Source organism: Lactobacillus sp. W8093 (genome assembly GCF_016100925.1).
GTDB classification, from domain to species: domain Bacteria; phylum Bacillota; class Bacilli; order Lactobacillales; family Lactobacillaceae; genus Lactobacillus; species Lactobacillus helsingborgensis.
Genome location: NZ_JACFRL010000001.1, coordinates 164680 through 183118, shown reverse-complemented (window position 1 = coordinate 183118; position 18439 = coordinate 164680). Strand labels below are relative to the sequence as shown.

General features: G+C 38.5%; 20 protein-coding genes. 16 read left to right on the top strand and 4 right to left on the bottom strand.

Annotated elements, in window-relative coordinates; translation table 11 throughout:
- Positions 1-143: 143 nt before the first annotated feature.
- The 7 genes from H3T47_RS00860 (at position 144) to H3T47_RS00830 (ending at position 6005) form a co-directional block, all read left to right on the top strand.
- Entirely contained in the window at positions 144-1229 is a 1086-nt protein-coding gene (locus H3T47_RS00860) for a D-alanine--D-alanine ligase family protein (protein WP_109917929.1), read from the top strand.
- Positions 1230-1255: 26 nt separating this feature from the next.
- Entirely contained in the window at positions 1256-2029 is a 774-nt protein-coding gene (locus tag H3T47_RS00855; protein ID WP_199282227.1) for a transcriptional regulator, read from the top strand.
- Between the two features lie 134 nt (positions 2030-2163).
- Entirely contained in the window at positions 2164-3279 is a 1116-nt protein-coding gene (locus H3T47_RS00850) for a YibE/F family protein (protein ID WP_199282226.1), read from the top strand.
- On the top strand, positions 3276-4046 hold the full coding sequence (locus H3T47_RS00845; RefSeq protein WP_199282225.1) for a YibE/F family protein: 771 nt from the start codon (positions 3276-3278) through the stop codon (positions 4044-4046). The genes H3T47_RS00850 and H3T47_RS00845 overlap by 4 nt, the downstream gene beginning before the upstream one ends.
- Positions 4033-4851, top strand: a complete 819-nt coding sequence (locus H3T47_RS00840; protein ID WP_199282224.1) for an alpha/beta hydrolase — start codon at positions 4033-4035, stop codon at positions 4849-4851. Before H3T47_RS00845 ends, H3T47_RS00840 begins: the two co-directional genes overlap by 14 nt.
- Before the next feature lie 192 nt (positions 4852-5043).
- Positions 5044-5292 carry a hypothetical protein gene (locus H3T47_RS00835; RefSeq protein WP_052727752.1) on the top strand — a complete coding sequence of 83 codons (249 nt, stop codon included), beginning with the start codon at positions 5044-5046 and terminating at the stop codon, positions 5290-5292.
- 182 nt (positions 5293-5474) lie between these two features.
- Entirely contained in the window at positions 5475-6005 is a 531-nt protein-coding gene (locus tag H3T47_RS00830; RefSeq protein WP_038520894.1) for a hypothetical protein, read from the top strand.
- A gap of 64 nt (positions 6006-6069) precedes the next feature.
- Here the strand turns inward: H3T47_RS00830 and H3T47_RS00825 are convergent, their stop codons facing one another.
- On the bottom strand, positions 6070-6825 hold the full coding sequence (locus H3T47_RS00825) for a DeoR/GlpR family DNA-binding transcription regulator (protein ID WP_046326622.1): 756 nt from the start codon (positions 6823-6825) through the stop codon (positions 6070-6072).
- A gap of 194 nt (positions 6826-7019) precedes the next feature.
- Here H3T47_RS00825 and H3T47_RS00820 point away from each other — a divergent pair, with 194 nt between their 5' ends.
- Genes H3T47_RS00820 through H3T47_RS00785 form a run of 8 tightly spaced genes read left to right on the top strand, consistent with a single transcriptional unit; the run spans position 7020 to position 13044 of the window.
- Positions 7020-7418 (top strand): hypothetical protein, encoded by a 399-nt coding sequence (locus tag H3T47_RS00820; RefSeq protein ID WP_038520900.1) that lies wholly within the window; start codon positions 7020-7022, stop codon positions 7416-7418.
- Positions 7419-7458: 40 nt separating this feature from the next.
- A complete protein-coding gene (locus H3T47_RS00815) occupies positions 7459-7752 on the top strand; it encodes a PTS galactitol transporter subunit IIB (RefSeq protein ID WP_046326624.1) in 294 nt (97 codons plus the stop codon).
- Positions 7753-7769: 17 nt separating this feature from the next.
- Entirely contained in the window at positions 7770-9041 is a 1272-nt protein-coding gene (locus H3T47_RS00810; RefSeq protein ID WP_046326625.1) for a PTS galactitol transporter subunit IIC, read from the top strand.
- Between the two features lie 18 nt (positions 9042-9059).
- On the top strand, positions 9060-10013 hold the full coding sequence (locus H3T47_RS00805) for a 1-phosphofructokinase family hexose kinase (RefSeq protein WP_199282223.1): 954 nt from the start codon (positions 9060-9062) through the stop codon (positions 10011-10013).
- Positions 10013-11047, top strand: coding sequence for a galactitol-1-phosphate 5-dehydrogenase (locus H3T47_RS00800; RefSeq protein ID WP_199282222.1), 1035 nt, complete (start codon positions 10013-10015; stop codon positions 11045-11047). Before H3T47_RS00805 ends, H3T47_RS00800 begins: the two co-directional genes overlap by 1 nt.
- 18 nt (positions 11048-11065) lie before the next feature.
- A complete protein-coding gene (locus H3T47_RS00795) occupies positions 11066-11662 on the top strand; it encodes a class II aldolase/adducin family protein (protein WP_038520915.1) in 597 nt (198 codons plus the stop codon).
- A gap of 21 nt (positions 11663-11683) precedes the next feature.
- Positions 11684-12151 carry a PTS sugar transporter subunit IIA gene (locus H3T47_RS00790; protein ID WP_109917938.1) on the top strand — a complete coding sequence of 156 codons (468 nt, stop codon included), beginning with the start codon at positions 11684-11686 and terminating at the stop codon, positions 12149-12151.
- Positions 12152-12168: 17 nt separating this feature from the next.
- A complete protein-coding gene (locus H3T47_RS00785; protein ID WP_199282221.1) occupies positions 12169-13044 on the top strand; it encodes an aldose 1-epimerase family protein in 876 nt (291 codons plus the stop codon).
- A gap of 87 nt (positions 13045-13131) precedes the next feature.
- On the opposite strand, the gene H3T47_RS00780 is transcribed toward H3T47_RS00785, so the two are convergent.
- From H3T47_RS00780 to H3T47_RS09235, 3 genes are all read right to left on the bottom strand, one after another.
- A complete protein-coding gene (locus tag H3T47_RS00780; protein WP_038520922.1) occupies positions 13132-13491 on the bottom strand; it encodes a hypothetical protein in 360 nt (119 codons plus the stop codon).
- Positions 13492-13670: 179 nt separating this feature from the next.
- Positions 13671-14603: an SLAP domain-containing protein gene (locus tag H3T47_RS00775; protein WP_199282220.1), complete on the bottom strand. Its 933-nt coding sequence runs from the start codon at positions 14601-14603 to the stop codon at positions 13671-13673.
- Between the two features lie 26 nt (positions 14604-14629).
- Complete coding sequence (locus tag H3T47_RS09235; protein ID WP_233335796.1) at positions 14630-15631, bottom strand: SLAP domain-containing protein; 1002 nt, start codon at positions 15629-15631, stop codon at positions 14630-14632.
- 220 nt (positions 15632-15851) lie between these two features.
- Between H3T47_RS09235 and H3T47_RS00765 the strand changes: the two genes are divergently transcribed.
- On the top strand, positions 15852-18383 hold the full coding sequence (locus H3T47_RS00765; protein ID WP_199282219.1) for a M1 family metallopeptidase: 2532 nt from the start codon (positions 15852-15854) through the stop codon (positions 18381-18383).
- Positions 18384-18439: the final 56 nt, after the last annotated feature.

Sequence of the window (18439 nt, the reverse complement as noted above, 5' to 3'; positions counted from 1 at the left end):
AATTTTTTGGATATGATTTTGCCTTATGCAAGACTTTTTGCTTATAATAAAAAATATTCCTAAAAAATTGTCTAATTTACAATTCTTCGGGTTTTCTTGCCGTATAATTAAAAGTTAGAAACAATGACTAAGAGGTAAAAATAATGACTAAGAAAACACAAGTTGGTTTAATTTTTGGTGGTAATTCATCCGAATATGAAGTATCAATTATGTCTGGCCATAATATTTATAATGCCATCGACCAAGATAAATTCGATGTGCATCCAATTTGGATTACTAACGACGGCTATTTAGCAAGTGAAGAAGACTCTTTTAAAGTCTTAAAAAATCCTAAATATACCATTGAAAATCCTCATGAAGTTGCCAACATTTCAAATTTAATTCAATTAAAAAATTTACCGGAAATTGATGTTTTCTTTCCGATTGTACACGGCAATTTAGGTGAAGACGGTTGTTTGCAAGGGCTGTTCCGCATTTTAAATAAGCCTTTTGTCGGTGATGATGTGTTAGCTTCGGCTGTGACAATGGATAAAGAATTTACCAAGATTTTAGCACAACGCGTCGGCGTTCCTGTAGCTGATTGGATCGCGATTAAGCGGTTTGAATATGAAGACGCTGCTAATGCCAAGCGGGACTATGACAAGGTCAGTGCTAAACTTGGTAGCGACCTCTTTGTTAAGCCGTCAAATCAAGGTTCTTCAGTTGGGGTTCATCATGTTACTAACAAAGAGGAGTTTGCTGAGGCTCTAGCCGATGCTTTTAGATATGATGATAAGGTTTTAATTGAAGAAACCATTCACGGTACCGAAGTTGAGACTGCGGTTTTAGGTAACGATCAACCAATCGTTTCCGGTGTCGGCCAAATTATTAATGCAGCTGGTACTTTCTACAGCTATGAAAATAAATATGATGATGATTCCACTACTACCTTGCAGATTCCTGCTAAATTACCTCAAGAAATTGTAGCTAAAGTTAGAGCTAATGCCCTAAAGGTTTACCAAGTCACAGAATGCAGTGGGTTAGCCCGTGTTGACTCCACACTGCGCGATAGCGATAATAAGATCATCTTAACTGAAGTGAACGCATTACCGGGCTTTACCAATATAAGTATGTATCCTAAACTTTTTGAAGAAGCAGGTATTTCATATTCTGAGTTAATTACCCGCCTGATTGAAAAAGCTCAAGAGCGTTTTAACCATAAGAAAAACTTGTTACATAAGATTGGTTAATTTAATTGTGCTAGGGAGTATATCTGATGAGTGAAGATAAGCATAATTTTGAAGAATTAACCGCACCGGCTGCAACGGCTAAGAGATTGCACATTAGTGTGGCTACTTTACGCAAATATTCTTTAATTGTAGAGAAAATTACTGGTAAACCCGATTATTATGCACGTACTAAGCAAAACGCCCGCTTATACAGTAAGCAAAATGTGCGTGATTTGGAAGATTTTCACCAGTTGGCTCAGGATAACGGCTTAACCTTGCAGGAAGCCGCACAGCAAATTTTTGCAGTTACTGACAAAAATGAACGGATTAAGAAAAAGGAAAGTGGCAAAAAACAAGAAGTAATGTCCACTTCCCAGATGGTGAAATTGCTGAACGCTTTGCAGCAAACAATTGGCCAGCAAAATACGGCTCTTAACAACCTGCAAAAGCAATTAAACCAAATTGAAGAACAGAATAAAGAGCTGCTCAAAAAGCAGGAGCAATTAGAACAGCCTGCTGTCAAAACAAATGGTGCTGCAGAAGATTTTAGTGTGTTACCGGATATTTCGGGAATTGTGACTGATGATCCTATCACGGATGTGCAAGAAATGCCGGCAACCCAACCATTAACTGCGGCTGAAAAGCGGGCTCAAGTAGTGCAAGATGAAGGAAAGTCAAGTGAGCAGATGCATGAGGAAATCTTGGCTAAGGCAAAGGAAAATGCGGAAAAGAGTGCGAACGCCAACGCTCACCGTACTTTAGCAGATATGCAGGTGGAACCGGAAAAGACACATTGGTGGCAACGGTTCTTAGATATGTAATAATTGAAAACGACTTTTAACCAAAAGTCGTTTTTTTATAATAGTTAAATTTTGCAAATTTAACTAAAAATTTATTTATATTGACTGCTTTTAAGTTACAGTAGGTAAGTATAAATTGATGGGAATGATTTTGATTGAAAAAAATTAAGAAGCGCTACTTATTTGCGGTATTAATTGCAGTCGTGGGTTTAATTTTAACCACTTGCACCTACTTTGCGACAGCTAATTATTCTAAAAATGATGTAGCCGTAGTGACCGATAGTCAAATTAAGGATACTTTAGAAGAAAAAAGCACCGATGTCTATGGCAACAAAGATGAAACCAGAAAGCAAGTGCTTCATTTAAAGGTCTTGTCAGGTAAATTTAAGGGTCAGACATACAAAACTACCAATATGTATTATCCGTCACAATTAGTCACCCAGAAGTTCCGTGCGGGTCAGCGGTTATTTGTTAATATCAAACATGGCGAGCCGATCATCCAAGACCCTAAGCGGGATTGGGTATTAGTTTTAGCAATGACTGTGATGTCTACACTATTGGTGGCAGTTTCAGGTAAGAAATCTTTGAGTTTGATAGCTTCAATGATACTTAGCTGGGTAATTTTCTACCTCGTGATCATGCTCGATATTAAGCTGAATGGCTCTTATATTGTCTTGCTGTTTGGCTTAGCCGACATTGTCTTTTCCTTCTTTAGCTTATTAGTCGTTCAGGGCTTTAACCGCAAAATGTTGGCAACTTGGCTCGCGACTATTCTAGGCACCTTCGTATCTTTTGCACTATGCTATTTAATTATGCGTCTGACAGGGGAATCGGAAATTAAATACGAAACTGGAGATTATGCCACCCAAGATCCGCGGGGCATCTTTTTAGCACAAACCTTATTAGGTATTTTAGGAGCGGTAATGGATGAGGCTACCGATATCATTTCCAGTCTTTACGAACTAGTTCAGACTAAGGCAGACTTAACTGCCAAGCAATTAGTTCACAGCGGGCGCACAATGGGTCAGGAAATCATGGGGCCACTGATTAACGTGTTGGTATTAATTTTTATGTCGGAGGAACTGCCGCTGACAATTATTTATTTACGGGATAACAACAGTTTGCGCTCCACTTTCGGTTTTACGCTCTCTCTTGGTGTTACCCAAAGCGTCATTTCCGCGATTGGGATCGTTTTGACAGTGGTCTTCGCGACTGGATGCAGCCTGCTATTTTTAGAAGAAAAAAAGTGGAAAGCGGGGAATAAAAAATGAGTACGTTAACTGCTTTATTAATTGTATTAGCAATTTTAATGACAATTGTTGGTGGAGAAACCGGAATTCGCAGTTTTTTCAGCGTTTTAATCAACACATTGTTGTTAATTTTAGTAGCTATCTTGATTTCTTGGGGCATCAATATTCCACTTCTGATTTTGATTTTTGTGCCGCTAAAACTGGTAACCATAATTTTTCTTGGAACACATGATTATCAAGTTGCGAAAAACTCTTTTTATTCCTCACTAATTGTGTGTCTGGCAGTTAGCATAATTATCTTAGGCTTTGAGTGGCTGGCACAAGCTGCCGGTCTTGGTCCTGAAGCGGGCGAAATTCTGGTGGGCTTATCGCAAATGCCGGGATTGAGTTACCCTTTAATTGCAGTAGCAGTTGCTATCTTTTCCACACTTGGTGCTGTAGCTGAATCTGCCGTTGCGATGAGCTCCGGTTTGCTCGAAATCAAAAAGCATAATCCGCAAATATCGTATGAGGAGCTCAAGGCCAGTGGTGCTAAAATTGGTAATGACGTATTGGGAACGGCGATGAATACCATTTTGTTTGGGATGTTCGGCAGCTTTCTTTCGTTATTTTTGTGGTACATACGTTTGAATTACACTTTGGGTGAAGTATTAAATGAAAAGATGTTTGTCAATGAAGCTTTGATTATAATGTATTCTTTAATTGGTGTATTATTAACAGTACCATTAACAACAACATTTTTGGCGAAGAATATGATAAAAGTGGGGCAAAAAGATGAAAGTAAATGATCTAACGTTAACTAACTTTAACCAGCGCAAATTCCAGCTGCATACATATACTTTGGGATCAATTGGCGAATTGGTGACTTCCAAGCATCCCCTCGCAATAGTAATACCCGGTGGTAGTTTTGACCATTTGTCAAAAAGAGAAGGCGAGCCGGTTGCATTGGCTTTTAACAATTGCGGTTTTAACAGCGTGGTAATGGAATATAACTTGGTGCAAGATGAAGGCGACATTTATCCTGATGCTGGTCTTGATGTCTTGACCACTGTTAAGTATTTTCGTGAACATGCAAAAGAATACCAGATTGACCCTGAAAAAATTGTGACGGTCGGCTTTTCTGCTGGTGGCCATGTTACCAGTTTTGCCAACAGTATGGCTAATTCTGCCAAATACCAGCAAGAATTTGGCTTTAAGAGTGAAGAAGTTCTGCCTAATAAAACTATTTTGGGCTATCCTTTAATTAATTTGACCAAGATCGGTTTTGATATTCCGGCAGATGAACAAGATAAAGTTCCCGCAGATGAATTTATTAAGGACAGTTCTTTAGGTGTAACTGCGAATACGCCGGCAACTTTTATTTTTCATGCTTGGGATGACCCCATTGTTCTTGTAACTAATACGTTTGAGTATATCGAGGCCTTACAAGAAAAGAAAGTGCCGTGTGAAGTTCATATTTTCAATCGTGGTGGTCACGGCTTTTCTTTGGCACGTAAAGACATGGTGGTTAAAGGCAGAGAATGGCAGGAAAATCCGCACGCGGCGCATTGGTTTGAACTAGCGCAAGAATGGTTAACAAGTGAATGGCAATAAAAAGGAGTACGAGTTTTGTACTTCTTTTTTGTTCGGATTTAGAAGATTTAATTATAAAATTCTAATAATATTCATATTAGAAACAAAAAATTTAAATTATTTTAAGCAAAGGGGTTGCATTTATTTTTAAAGGGTATATAATGCTGGTATTTAAATCGAAAGAAAGGACATGATTTTTTGAAGTTAACGAAGATGAAAATTTTAACGGCAGTTAATGGCTTACTAACTCTAAGCAGTCTAATCATGTTATTCTTTGGATTATGCAACCAAGTTAATGAGTCAAAGAATCTGCTAGATGAGGAACAGACAATTACGCTGAACAATAATAATATGATTATTTTGGCAGCTGTAGTTGCGTTGATGGTCTTCGGCTATGCGTTCTTTGCGACTTGGTTAAAAGGTGAACCCGCAAAGGCTCATTTGTTAAGACACAGAGCGTAGCTGATTAGGAAAAAGCGGGCTGTACTTCAATAGTTGAAGTATAACCCGCTTTTTTTGCGCCCAAAATTAGGGAGCGAGCTTATTCTAATTACTTTTTTAGATAAAGTTGCTTGTTTAAATAAAGATATTTATGATGAACATAGTAGTGAAATAATAAGAAATGCTGAAAAGGAATTTTGCCAATGAGTAAAATAAAAGATGAAGTTTATGATCCATTTTTACCCACTTTACTAATATCTCTACATCAAGAGTATGTAAAAGAAATTTTAACTGGTCAAAAAATAATTGAATACCGCAAAAGTTTTTTCAAAGATAGTTTTCAAGCCTTTGTCTATACTACTGGCAGTGCTGGCGGCATTCAATTATTTATTAAGTGTGCCCCGCTAATTCGCAATAATGCTGCTAATTTAGCGCAAATTGGTCAGGAAATTCAAAATGATGATTATGCTGAAATTTATGACTATTTTATGCCTAAAGATGATGGTTGCATTATTCCGATTTTAAAATCTAGTGCTGTTAAAAAAATTACGCTTGAGCAGCTGCGAGCAGTTTTACCCCAAATTGTTGTTCCGCAAAAATATTTGTTTTTAGATCGACCTGATAAAGCAGATTTGCTCAATTTTTTATTAAACCAAGAATGCGATAATTTAATCATTAATAACTGGGATAAGCGGTATGCGCTAATTAAAAATATACTTGCCGGCAAAAACTGAGTGGTAAAAGAAAAAATAAGTCTTGAAGGACCTAAATCTTTCAAGGCTTATTTTTATTGGCAATTTACCAGATAAGTTCAATATCATGCTTATTGCAATACTTGATCGTATCTTTAGGCGGTTTCTTGTCAGAGATGATCGCCTTAAAAATCTTTAAAGTACTTGCTTTAATAAAGTCGCTTTGTTCAAACTTGCTGCTATCCATTAGGAGCAAACTTTCCTTGGCATTGGCAATCATTGCCAAACGAAAGTTGGCCTGCTCCTTGTCAGTGATATAAACACTGTCGTTTAGCAGGCTGCCAAAAGAAACAATTGCCAAATTGGTATTGTAATTATTGATTTGAGCAATCGTGTCACTGCCAACGGTTCCTCCGAAACTTCTGGGGTTATGCCCGCCCAAAGTATATAACGTCACATTTTCTAATTTACTCAATTTATAGGCATGCAGCAGCCCGTTGGTAATAAACACCAGCTTATTCTTTCTAAATAAGTAGTCTGGAATAAAGCTGGTGGTAGAACTTGAATCCAAAAATACAGCCATATTGTTGGTAATAAAAGAAGCTGCTTTTTCACAAATGTATTTCTTGCCCTTAACATTCTCTTGTTCACGCACGGAATAAGGAAACTCTAAGTTTGCCTTGCCTAATAAGCTGACATAGCCAAACTTCCTGCTAATCATGTTTTGCTTTTCCAGTAAGACCAAGTCCCGCCGCAGGGTTGACTGACTAACATAAATTTTAGTGGCTAGTTCTGACGTTTTAATTTTTCCAACCGAATTAAGAATATTCATAATTTGTTGCAATCTACTATCTTTATACAAAATTTATCCTCCATTCACAACTAATTTACTAATTTTGATGACTAAGTATGAACAAAATAATCAAAAAAAGTGAACAAAAATCATAATACGTGAAACGTATTGCTTATGAAAAATAGTGTCATTACAATTAATTTTGAAATCGGTTTCTAAAAAAATTATATAGAAAAATTAACGTTAATGAAAGGAAAAGTAAATTGATAAATTTTGTAAAGGCGCTTAATGATCTTTTTTTGGGCAATCTGGGCAAAGGAATCATCCATAATATTTCAACAAATCGAATATTTTATGCAATTGGCTTCCTAATTTACGGCTTTTTACTAATGTATGCTCACATTATTTATCTTTTTTATGTTCCTAAGGAGATTGAAAAAGTTGTATTAAAGAATCGAGATTTGGCTCTTGGGCAAATTTATGAGTTATGGCTTAAGCATAAAATGGCAATGAGTTTTTGGTTGCTAGTACCAACTAGAAATGAGCTTTGGGTACAAACACTTAGCTCCTCAAGCGGTAGTTATGATGTTTTGTTTTTTAACAAAAAGAATAGTTACCAGTCTGAATATGATTTATTAACTGCTATCTATCGAAAACTCTAAGGGGTTAGCTTTTGGTCAATTAAATACTGGGAGAACAATTATGAAAAAGAAATTATTATATGTTTGTTGTGGTACAGGGATAGCCACATCAACAATTTTAAACAAGAAAGTAACTGATATTGTATCGGACTTGAAAATTCCCTTTGAGATAGTCCAGTGTACTGTCGCTGATATACCAGCAAAAGTAGCTAGTAGAAGGCCAGATTTGATAGTGTCTTCGACAATGATTTCCGCTGATATTGGTGATGTCCCCGTAGTTTTGGGGCAATCACTTTTAACAGGTATCGGCAAAGAAAAAACAGTCGCTAAAATCAAAGAAATACTCGAAGGCTAAACGGAGGGCAATACATTATGGAACTAATTCTCAATTTTTTCCAATATATCGTAAATTTAGGTGTTAGTGTCATGATGCCAATAATAATTACCATACTAGGTCTCATTTTTGGCAAAAAGATTGGGGTGGCTTTTAAAGCAGGATTGACTGTTGGAATTGGCTTTGTCGGTATCAACGTGATGTCGGCAATGATGATGAATTCAATTTCGCCAGTAGTCAAAGCTCTCGTGAAACAGTATCACTTTCATCTGACAGCAACTGATACTGGTTGGCCAGTGGCTTCATCAATTGCATGGGGAACTCCGGTAGTACCGTTTGTTTTCTTAGCAATCATTTTGACTAATATCATTATGATTGCACTCAACTGGACCAAGACTATGGATATTGATATCTGGAATTATTGGCAGCCGTTGTTTACAGCCAGTGCGCTTTATTTAACCACTAAAAATATGTTTATAGCAGTATTAAGCGCCGTGATTAACATGGCAATCATATTTAAACTGGCTGATTATACGCAAAAGGATGTGGAAGAAAATCTAGGTCTGGAAGGAGTTTCGTTTCCAGGATTGCAAACTACGAACTGGGCGGTGATAGGCTATCCCTTAAATTGGCTGCTCGATCAGATACCGGGCGTGAAGAAAATTAGCTGGACGCCGGAAAAATTACAACAACACTTAGGTATTTTCGGTGAACCAATGATGATGGGCTTAATTATCGGTGGTGCTATGGCGGCAGTTGCGAGAATGTCTGTTGCCAAAATATTGACTACAGCAGTAGCAATTTCAGCCAGTTTAGTCTTAATTCCGCGCATGGTTGCCATTTTAATGGACGGACTATCAACTATTTCCGAAGCAGCGCAGGAATTTATGCAAAAAAGATTTAACGGTAAAAAGCTCTACATCGGGATGGATGCAGCTTTAGGAATTGGCAACCCGTACGTCTTAACGTTGGGGTTAATCATGGTTCCGATCACAATGATTTTAGCTTTTATCCTGCCGGGCAATAAGGCAATGCCACTTGCCGATCTAACTGCCTTACCGTTTTACGTTATTTTTGCCATTGTGCCTTCAAAAGGCAATTTGTTCCGCGGCATCATCATTTCCTTATTTATTTGTAGCATTACGCTTTACATGTCGAGCTTTGCTGCACCGCTTTTGACTAATTTAGCTTCTTCAATCGGCTATCACGTTCCGTCTGGGATAACGCAGATTACTTCTCTGGCAATCGGTACACAGTGGTATTCATGGATAACATATTACCTGCTTAAGTTGTTAGCAGGAATTTTGTAGCTGAGGTGGTAACAAATTATGATTCATTTAATTTGCCCTAATCCGGCAATTGACCGGACTTTACTTTTTGAAAAAATTGTACGGGATAAGCCTAACCGCCCATTAAAAATGAAAGAAGTGCCGGGAGGCAAGGGCTTTAATGTGGCTTATGCACTGAGTTTTGACCACGATGTTGATTTTAAAATTCATACAATTCTGGGTGGTAAATACGGTGAGCACTTTATTCAGCTGGCTGATTATTATCATTACCCCATAGTCAGAACAGCCGTTGATACTAATACTAGACTATGTCACATATTAGTTGATGAAAGTGACAGATCGCTGATTTTGTCACAAGAATATGGTTTTAAACTTAACCGACGCTTATTTAACAGTTTTACTAATACATTGCTGGATAGTGTTAAAAATGGTGACTATATCGTTTTTTCCGGCTCTTTAATGCAGGGAATGCCTGAAACCTATATCAGTGATGTGGATGAACAGCTGCAGCAGCACGGTGTTAAAGCCAGAATGGTAATTGATACCAGTGGGGCGCCGCTCAGGCAGGCGTATAAATTAGCTCCTTACATGATTAAGATCAACAATGAGGAAATTCTTGATATTTTTCCGCAGAAGAAATTAGAAACAATTCAGGACTACCTTCATCTTCTTCAGTCTGATGTTGATCCCGCAATTAGCAATTTTATTATTACTCTGGGAGGCAAAGGAGCGATTGGCAGAATTGGGCACAAATACCTTTATGGTTATTCACGACCGGTAGAAGTTAAAAACCCTAATGCCAGTGGTGACTTTTTCTTAGGGCGGTTCATGCACGGATTGGCACGAAAAGAAGAAGAAACGACAATACTGCGGGAAGCGTTAGCTTTTTCAACTAGTAATGTGGAAAACTGGTTCCCAGAGGTAACGCCAAAGCAATTAGCAAATGCAAAGATAGAGATACAAGATTTAGAACTAGGAGCAAAAACTAAGTAATGAAAGCATTAGTAATTACTGCCAAAAATAAAATGGAATTACAGGATATTCCCGTTCCAGAAATTGAAAATGACCAAGTACTGATTCATGTAGCGTATGCAGGAATTTGTGGTTCAGACTTGCCACGTTACTATGAAGGCAAGGTGCATCATTTTCCCCAGATACCCGGTCATGAATTTTCAGGAACTGTAGCCAAATTGGGCAGGGCGGTTACCGGTTTAAGCATCGGAGATCGGGTTAGCGTGGCACCACTTATTCCCTGTGGCAAATGTGCTGAATGCCAAGCAGGCTTACCATCAATGTGTACCAATTATACTTTTATTGGTTCAAGCGTTCCGGGGGCATTAGCTGAATACGTGGCGGTGCCGGCACAAAACTGTCTGGTCTTACCCGACAATATTTCTTTAACTGAAGCAGCAACTATTGAACCACTTACGGTAGCTATTCATGGAATTGAGCGGGTCCATTTTAAAGCGGGGGCAAACGTTCTGGTCTTAGGCGTGGGCTCCGTCGGCTTATTGACCGTGATGGCACTTAAAGCAAGAGGTGCAGGGAAAATTACGGTGGTTGACATTAAAGATGCCAGTTTAAAGGTCGCTCAAGAATGTGGTGCAGATGTTGTCATCAATTCAGCCAAGGTCAATTTAGACCAATATTTGTCAAAGCGTAAATTATTTGATGCGGTTTTTGAAACTGCGGGTAACCCTATTACTCAAGTTCAAGCATTGAAGTATGCCGCTAAACATGCCCAAGTGGTTTTTATCGGTAAGACGACTAAGCCCACAACGTTTCAATATCAGGAATTTGAACAGATTTTGCGCAAGGAGTTGGAGATTACTGGTTCGTGGCTGTCATTTTCTGCACCGTTTCCCGGGTACGAATGGCAAGCTGCTATTGCTTACCTTTCATCAGGCAGGATCAGCACGCAAAAACTGATTACGGGAGTCTATTCACTAACAGATCAAGATAAGCCGTTTGCAGTATTAAGTGATAAAAATGCCGGCGCAATCAAAGTAATGTACAAAATAAGCTAAGGAGAAAAATAAAAAATTATGCTATACCAAAGTGAACGTGAAAAACTGGTTAAATTTGTCAAAAACATGTATGAACGCAAAGTAACTAATTCCGCTGGTGGAAACGTCAGTGTGAAGGTTGATGAAAATCACTATATTATGACGCCCAGATTGATGGCAGAAGATTTTCACTGTGATTTGCGTCCTGATCAAATTCTGGTTTTAGATAAAGACGCAAACGTCATTGAAGGCGACGGCAAAGTTACACGTGAAGTTAATATGCATCTGGCTTGTTATGAAGAAAATCCGGAAATAGGTGCTGTTGTCCACGCTCATGCTCTTGAATCAATGACTTTTTCAACGCTGGGGATTGATATGCCTAACTTAACTGAGGCAACCCAGAAGATTGGGACTATTAAGTGTTTTAAGTATCATCAGGCGATGACAATGGATCTTGCTAACACTGTGCGGGCACAAGTACGCGCTGATCAACAAGCGACTAAGGCATATTTACTTAATCGTCACGGCATCTTAGTAACGGGACCAACCCTTGAAAAAGCCTATGATATGGCGGAAAGGCTGGAATGGAATGCCAAAATTGCCAAAGAGAGCTTTGTTTATAAAAAGCTTTCTTAAAAGTGAAAAGAGAGTTGACCAATGAGTTTGCAGGATATTTTTAAAACTGATTTGATAGATATAAACATTGAGGTAGACAATGAACCCGATTTGTTTGCTTATGCGGCTAAAAAGTTATTAGCAAAAGGTTTGGTAAAGCCGGGATATGCGGCGGCTTTGACCAAGAGAGAAAAAGAATTTCCCACCGGCTTAATGACTAAAAACTTTAATATTGCAATTCCGCATGCCGATCCCGAAAACGTCAATGCACCGTTCATTTATATTTTGCGCTTGGCTAAACCAATTGTGGTGGAACAGATGGCTGACAGAGAAAAGATTAAGGTTAAAGATGTCTTTATTCTAGGCATTAAAGACGGCCGCAAGCAGGTTGATGTTTTAGCAGCGCTCATGAACTTATTTGTGAATGATGCATTCGCCCAAGATTTTTTGGCAGCAACTACAGCTCAAGAAATATCTGCCAGTGTTACTAAACATTTACAAGTTGATTAAGAAGGTGCAGTAATAAATTGATCAAGATTGAAAATGACAAATATCAAGCAGAAATAAACGAGGTTGGAGCAGAATTAACACATTTTGTGCTTAAAGATGTCAATTATGACTTAGTTTGGAATGATCCAGACGGCTCAATTTGGAAACGCCATGCACCAATTCTTTTTCCTGCTATTGGTCGGTCAAATGAGGGCAAATACCTACTGAACAATAAATTTTATAAGATGAAACAACACGGCTTTGCTCGTGACTACCGGTTCGACGAAGTTAAGCGGTATGGTTCTACTAAGGTAGAACTGGTGCAACATGCGACGCCTGAAACTAAAAAGGTTTTTCCTTTTGCTTACGTATTGCGTGTCATGTATGAGCTGGTTAGTGCAGGTTTGAAAATCAGTTTCACTGTAGAAAATCCCAATCAAACAATAATGCCGTTTGCATTAGGCTTTCATCCGGGCTGGAACATTAAAGGTTTTCTGGAAGAATACAGTATAGAACTTGAGGGTAGTGCTACCCCTGTTGCAAGATATGGTGTGGGTCCAGTACCTTTTCGCAATGGCATGATTGCACCGTTAGCCGAGGCAATCTTTAATAAAATTCCGCTTGGTCATAGTTTCCTAGATCAGGGCTTGGTCATTCTGGATGTGCATAACGCTAATTCAGTCTTACTAAAACGCAAGCCTGACAGCAATATTTTGCGGATTAATATTAAAGATTTTCCGTACTTAACTTTATGGAGTCCAGAAGGCAAAAACGCACCGTTTGTTTGTATTGAGTCATTTGCGGGATTGCCGGATAAAGCCGGAGAACCAGTAGATTGGTATCAAAAATTGGGCAATAATTTGCTTGCTCCGGGAGAAAGCAAGCATTTTGAAACGGTCATCGGAACATTTTAACAAGTGATTTTTACTAATAAAAAAGGCAGCCTAACAATTAGTTAGGCTGCTTTTCTTAATGGGATAGTTGTATTAAAGAGGTATCTTCTAATACCAGTGATGTGTTAGCCAGAAGTTCTTGGCATTAACCCATGAACCATAACGACCGTAAACGTATCTGTCAGCGGTTCTTTCTTGGTTCTTCTTAGAATAATTACCGTTCAGGTAAGCAATGTTTAATTGATATTTGCCATAACAAACACCGTTGCGTGCGTAATAATTACCGCCTGATTCACGCATAGCAATCCATCTTTTAGCTGCACGTTCAGCTTTTGACATCTTACGAGCGGCTTGTACAGTTTGTGTACACGAGCCGGTGTTAGTTGTTTCTACCGCAGTGACAAAGCTAAATGAAAGCGCCAGTGCTGTAATTAACTTAAGTATTAAACTTTTACTGTTCTTCAATATATTTCAATCCCCACAATTAACTATATTAATTCTATGGATAATAATACACAGTCAATGTGTCATTGTTGTTACAGAAAGAACACGCAACTCTTACAATATTTTTTAAAAATTTAATAATTTTGCCACTATTGAAAAATAAAAGCAGCCTAACTATAGTAGTAGTCTGCTTTATTTAAATTTTACTTTTTTACAACATTGACGGCGCGAATATAGCGATTTTTAGCAATGCAGTAGTATTTTTTGCCTTTAATGCGGTAAGCTTTGCCGTTGATTTTGACAATCGTGCCTTTCTTGAGTTTCTTCTTCGAAACACGCTTGCCTTTGTGGGTGTATTGGTAGGAGGCTTTACGTAATTTTACTTTGCGTGATTTAGATTTGGGCTTGGCGGAGTTGCTGGTGTTGCTAGAACCTGAATTGCCACTTACGAGGTGACCAGTTTTCTTATAGTTGGCATATGCACTAGTAATTTCATCAGTAAGAGCATCAACAGTTGACTGTGGAACCCCCATACCTTCAGCAGCACTTACACGCTTATTAATATTGGCAACCCATGCATTATCAGCACTATTTAATTTTGAAAAGTTTACATTAAATACGTACTCATTATAAACTGCATTGAGCTTATCAGTATTTGCAACAGGTACATCGGGATTGTTATTATCTACAGGATGAAAATCGGAAGATGCAAGGTCAGTGAAGTCAGTAGTATTTTGTACTATTACTGTATCAGCTGATGGATAATCAATTTCTTGCCAATCTTCATAGTTAACATAAGCTTCGGCAATTTGCCCGCCACCAACGTCTTGCAAACGTTGATTATTTGGAATACCACCAATTACCCATGTTAAATTAAATGGTCTACCTGGAAATGAAATATTTGGTTTCGTATCAGCAGCACCCATTTCACGCACTACTTTAGTACCAGCAGGATAAACTCTGCCAGATGGTCCCTTTAAAGCGTACTTTAAGGTACCATATTGTAGCCAGATTTTAGTTCCTTGGTGGTTGGCCGAAACGGTTTGAACATTGTCAAAGTTGAAGACTGCTGTCATTGGTGCAGCCAGACTTAACGCGGCAATTGTCGCGAAGATTATGCGTTTATTCTTCTTCATTTTTTCACTCCTTAAGCTCTAATGGCTTATTTCTTAGCAACGTTCACTTTGCGGATATAACGGTTTTTACCAATACGGTAGAAGGTCTTGCCCTTAATGCGGTAGGTCTTGCCGTTAATCTTGACATATGAGCCTTTCTTAAGCAGTTTCTTAGATACACGTTTACCCTTGTGAGTATAGCGGTAAGATGCTTTACGCAATCTTACTACTCGTGACTTAGATTTCTTGGAAGTAGATGAGCCAGATGAATTAGTGTTGCCACTAGTTGATCCGCCATTACTGTTAGAAGAATTAGATGAGCCAGAATTACTGTTATTGCCAGAATCTGAATTGCCACTTACGAGGTGACCAGTCTTCTTGTAGTTAGCAACAGCATCATTAATCTCTTTGGTTAGAGCATCAACACTCGCTTGAGTAGCACCCATGCCATGTGCTGCGTGGTAGCGTTTAATCATATCAGTTCCCCAATCGTTATCTGCTTTAGATAATTTAGAAAAGTTAATATCACTTAAATACTTATCAAAAGCAGCATTTAGCGCATCAAGATTTGCTACTGGCACATCAGGATTACTATTATCTACAGGGTGAAAATCACTAGATTTTAAATCATTGTAATCTTCGGTATTTTGTACTAATACGGTATAATCTGATGGATAGTCAATTTCATGCCAGTCTTCATAGTTAACATAAGCTTCAGCAATTTCACCACCGCCAACATCTTGCAAACGCTGATTATTTGGAATACCGCCAATCATCCATGTTAAATTAAATGGTCTACCTGGAAATGAAATATTTGGTTTCGTATCAGCAGCACCCATTTCACGCACCACTTTAGTACCAGCAGGGTAAACTCTACCAGATGGTCCTTTTAAAGCGTACTTTAAGGTACCATATTGTAGCCAAACTTTGGTTCCTTGGTGATTGGCTGAAACGGTTTGAACATTGTCAAAGTTGAAGACTGCCGTCATTGGTGCGGCTAGACTTAACGCGGCCATTGTCGCAAAGATTATGCGTTTATTCTTTTTCATTTTTTCACTCCTTATAATAAAAAATTAATTGTTTCACAGGCAGAAAGGCACCTAACCGAACTGGGAGTAAAATACTATCTTTTTCTATCAGTATACTACATGAAAGTACCGTAATGGTAATTATTATGTGAAAAGCAAGTCTTAGCTGCAATTAAATTTTAATGTTATTTCCATATATGTCTGTTAAAATTGATAATAACTATTATTTTAGGAGGTAAATATGGCTGCTAAACATTTTTATGAAACTTTTCACCCTGAACACTATGACTTGTTCATAGACATTAATCGGGCACAGAAAAGTATTAATGGTACTTCAACAATTACAGGTGAGGCACTCGAAAATACTATTTTAATTAATCAGAAGTATATGAAAATTGCTTCTGTTACCAGTGCAGGCAAGGATGTGCCGTTCACTGTCAATGAGGACAAAGAAGCAATTGCTATTGAACTGGGTCAAACCGGCAAAGTCACAGTTGAGATTAAGTATTCGGCACCGCTGACTGATTCTATGATGGGAATTTATCCGTCTTACTATCAAGTTGATGGTGTTCAAAAACAGATTATCGGTACTCAATTTGAAACAACAGCTGCACGTCAGGCTTTCCCATGTGTTGATGAGCCAGAAGCCAAGGCCACTTTTTCTTTAGCACTTAAGTATGATGAGCATGAAGGTGAAACTACAATTGCTAATATGCCAGAAGTTAAAGTTGAAGCTGGTGTGCACTACTTCGAGCAAACCGTTAGAATGTCCAGCTACTTGATTGCCTTTGCTTTCGGTGAATTACAATCAAAGCTTACCGAAACCAAAGACGGCGTTCAAGTGGGAGTTTTTGCGACTAAAGCACATCAAGCTAAGGAATTAGACTTTGCTTTGGATATCGCAAAAGGGGCAATTGAATTTTACGAAGAATTTTACCAAACCAAGTACCCGCTGCCACATTCTTGGCAATTGGCGCTGCCTGACTTTTCTGCCGGAGCAATGGAAAACTGGGGCTTAGTCACATACCGTGAAGTCGCAATTTTGCTTGATCCTGATAATGCTACTCCTTATCAAAAGGCGTATGTGGCAACGGTTATCACTCATGAATTAGCGCACCAATGGTTTGGCGACTTAGTTACCATGAAGTGGTGGGATGACTTATGGCTTAATGAAAGTTTTGCCAACATGATGGAATATGTTTCAGTTGATGCTTTGGAGCCAAGCTGGCATGTTTGGGATAATCTTTACCAAATTTCTGAGGTGCCAGCAGCTTTAAAGCGTGATGCCACTGATGGTGTCCAATCCGTTCACGTTAATGTAGAGCATCCAGCTGATATTGATTCGATTTTTGATAGTGCAATTGTTTACGCTAAAGGTTCAAGAATGTTGGTTATGGTACGGGCACTCTTAGGAGATGATGCTTTGCGTAAGGGACTTAAATATTACTTTGAGCAGCACCAATATGGCAACGCTACGGGTGACGACTTATGGAATGCTCTTTCGACTGCCACCGATTTAGATATTGGTAAGATCATGCATACTTGGCTTGACCAACCGGGTTACCCTGTTGTTTCCGCTAAAGTAAACTCAACTGGTCACTTAATTTTGAGCCAAAAGCAGTTCTTCGTCGGTGAAGGTAAAGAAGTTGGGCGCAAGTGGGCTATTCCTTTGAACGCAAACTTTGAGGCACCGCAGATTATGTCTGAACAAGAACTGGATCTGGGAGATTACCAAGAATTACGCAGTGCAGCTGGTCACGCTTTGCGTGTAAACGTAGGCAATAGTTCACACTTCATTGTCAATTATGATGAAACCTTGATGAACGATATTATGGCTGAATTTAAGCAGCTTAAACCGGTAGATCAATTGCAATTATTGCAAGATTTAGGACTTTTAGCAGAAGGCAAGCAAATTTCATACGCTGAAATTGTCCCGTTGCTGCCGAAATTTGCGGATTCCAAATCATACATTGTCATTAGTGCCTTGTTATCTAGTATCCGTTCATTATTTAAATTTGTTACACCTGATTCAGCTCAAGAAAAAGATTTGAAGGCGTTTGTTAATAAATTAGCCCAAAAGCAAGTTGAACGTTTAGGTTGGCAAGCAAAAGATTCTGATACAGATGATGATAAGAGAATTCGACCACTAGAAATAGCCTTAGCTTTGTATGCCGATAATTCTGCTGTGATAAAAGCTGGTCACCAAATTTTTGTTGAGCACGATCAAAACTTAAACGAAATTGATGCTTCAGTTAGACCGTATGTTTTAATGAATGAAGTTAAAAACTATAATAAAGCGGGTCTAGTTGACCGTTTGCTGAAAGAATATCAAGCTGCCATCGATCCTAACTATAAGGACGATCTTACTGATGCTATTACCAACACCAAGAATCCCGCTGAAATCAAGAAACTTATTGAGAATTTTGAGAATGCTGCAGTTGTTAAGCCTCAAGATTTGCGCTCTTGGTTTGCGAATGTCTTAGCTAATCCAAAAGGCGAACAATTTGCTTGGGACTGGTTACGAGACCAATGGTCATGGCTCGAGAAAACAGTCGGTGGTGATATGGAATTTACCACTTATATTACTGTGGCTTCAAACATTTTCCATACTGAAAAGAGATTGGAAGAATTCAAAGAATTCTTTGAGCCAAAGGTTGATCAGCCGGGTCTTGGGCGTGAGATCAGAATGGATACCAAGAATATCGAGTCCAAGGTTGACGTAATTAATGCTGAAAAGGATGCTGTCAATCAAGCAATTAAAGCTGCTCTTTAATAATTAAAATTTAAGTAATCAGTTAATTATATATTCAAATATTATTTCAAAAAGTT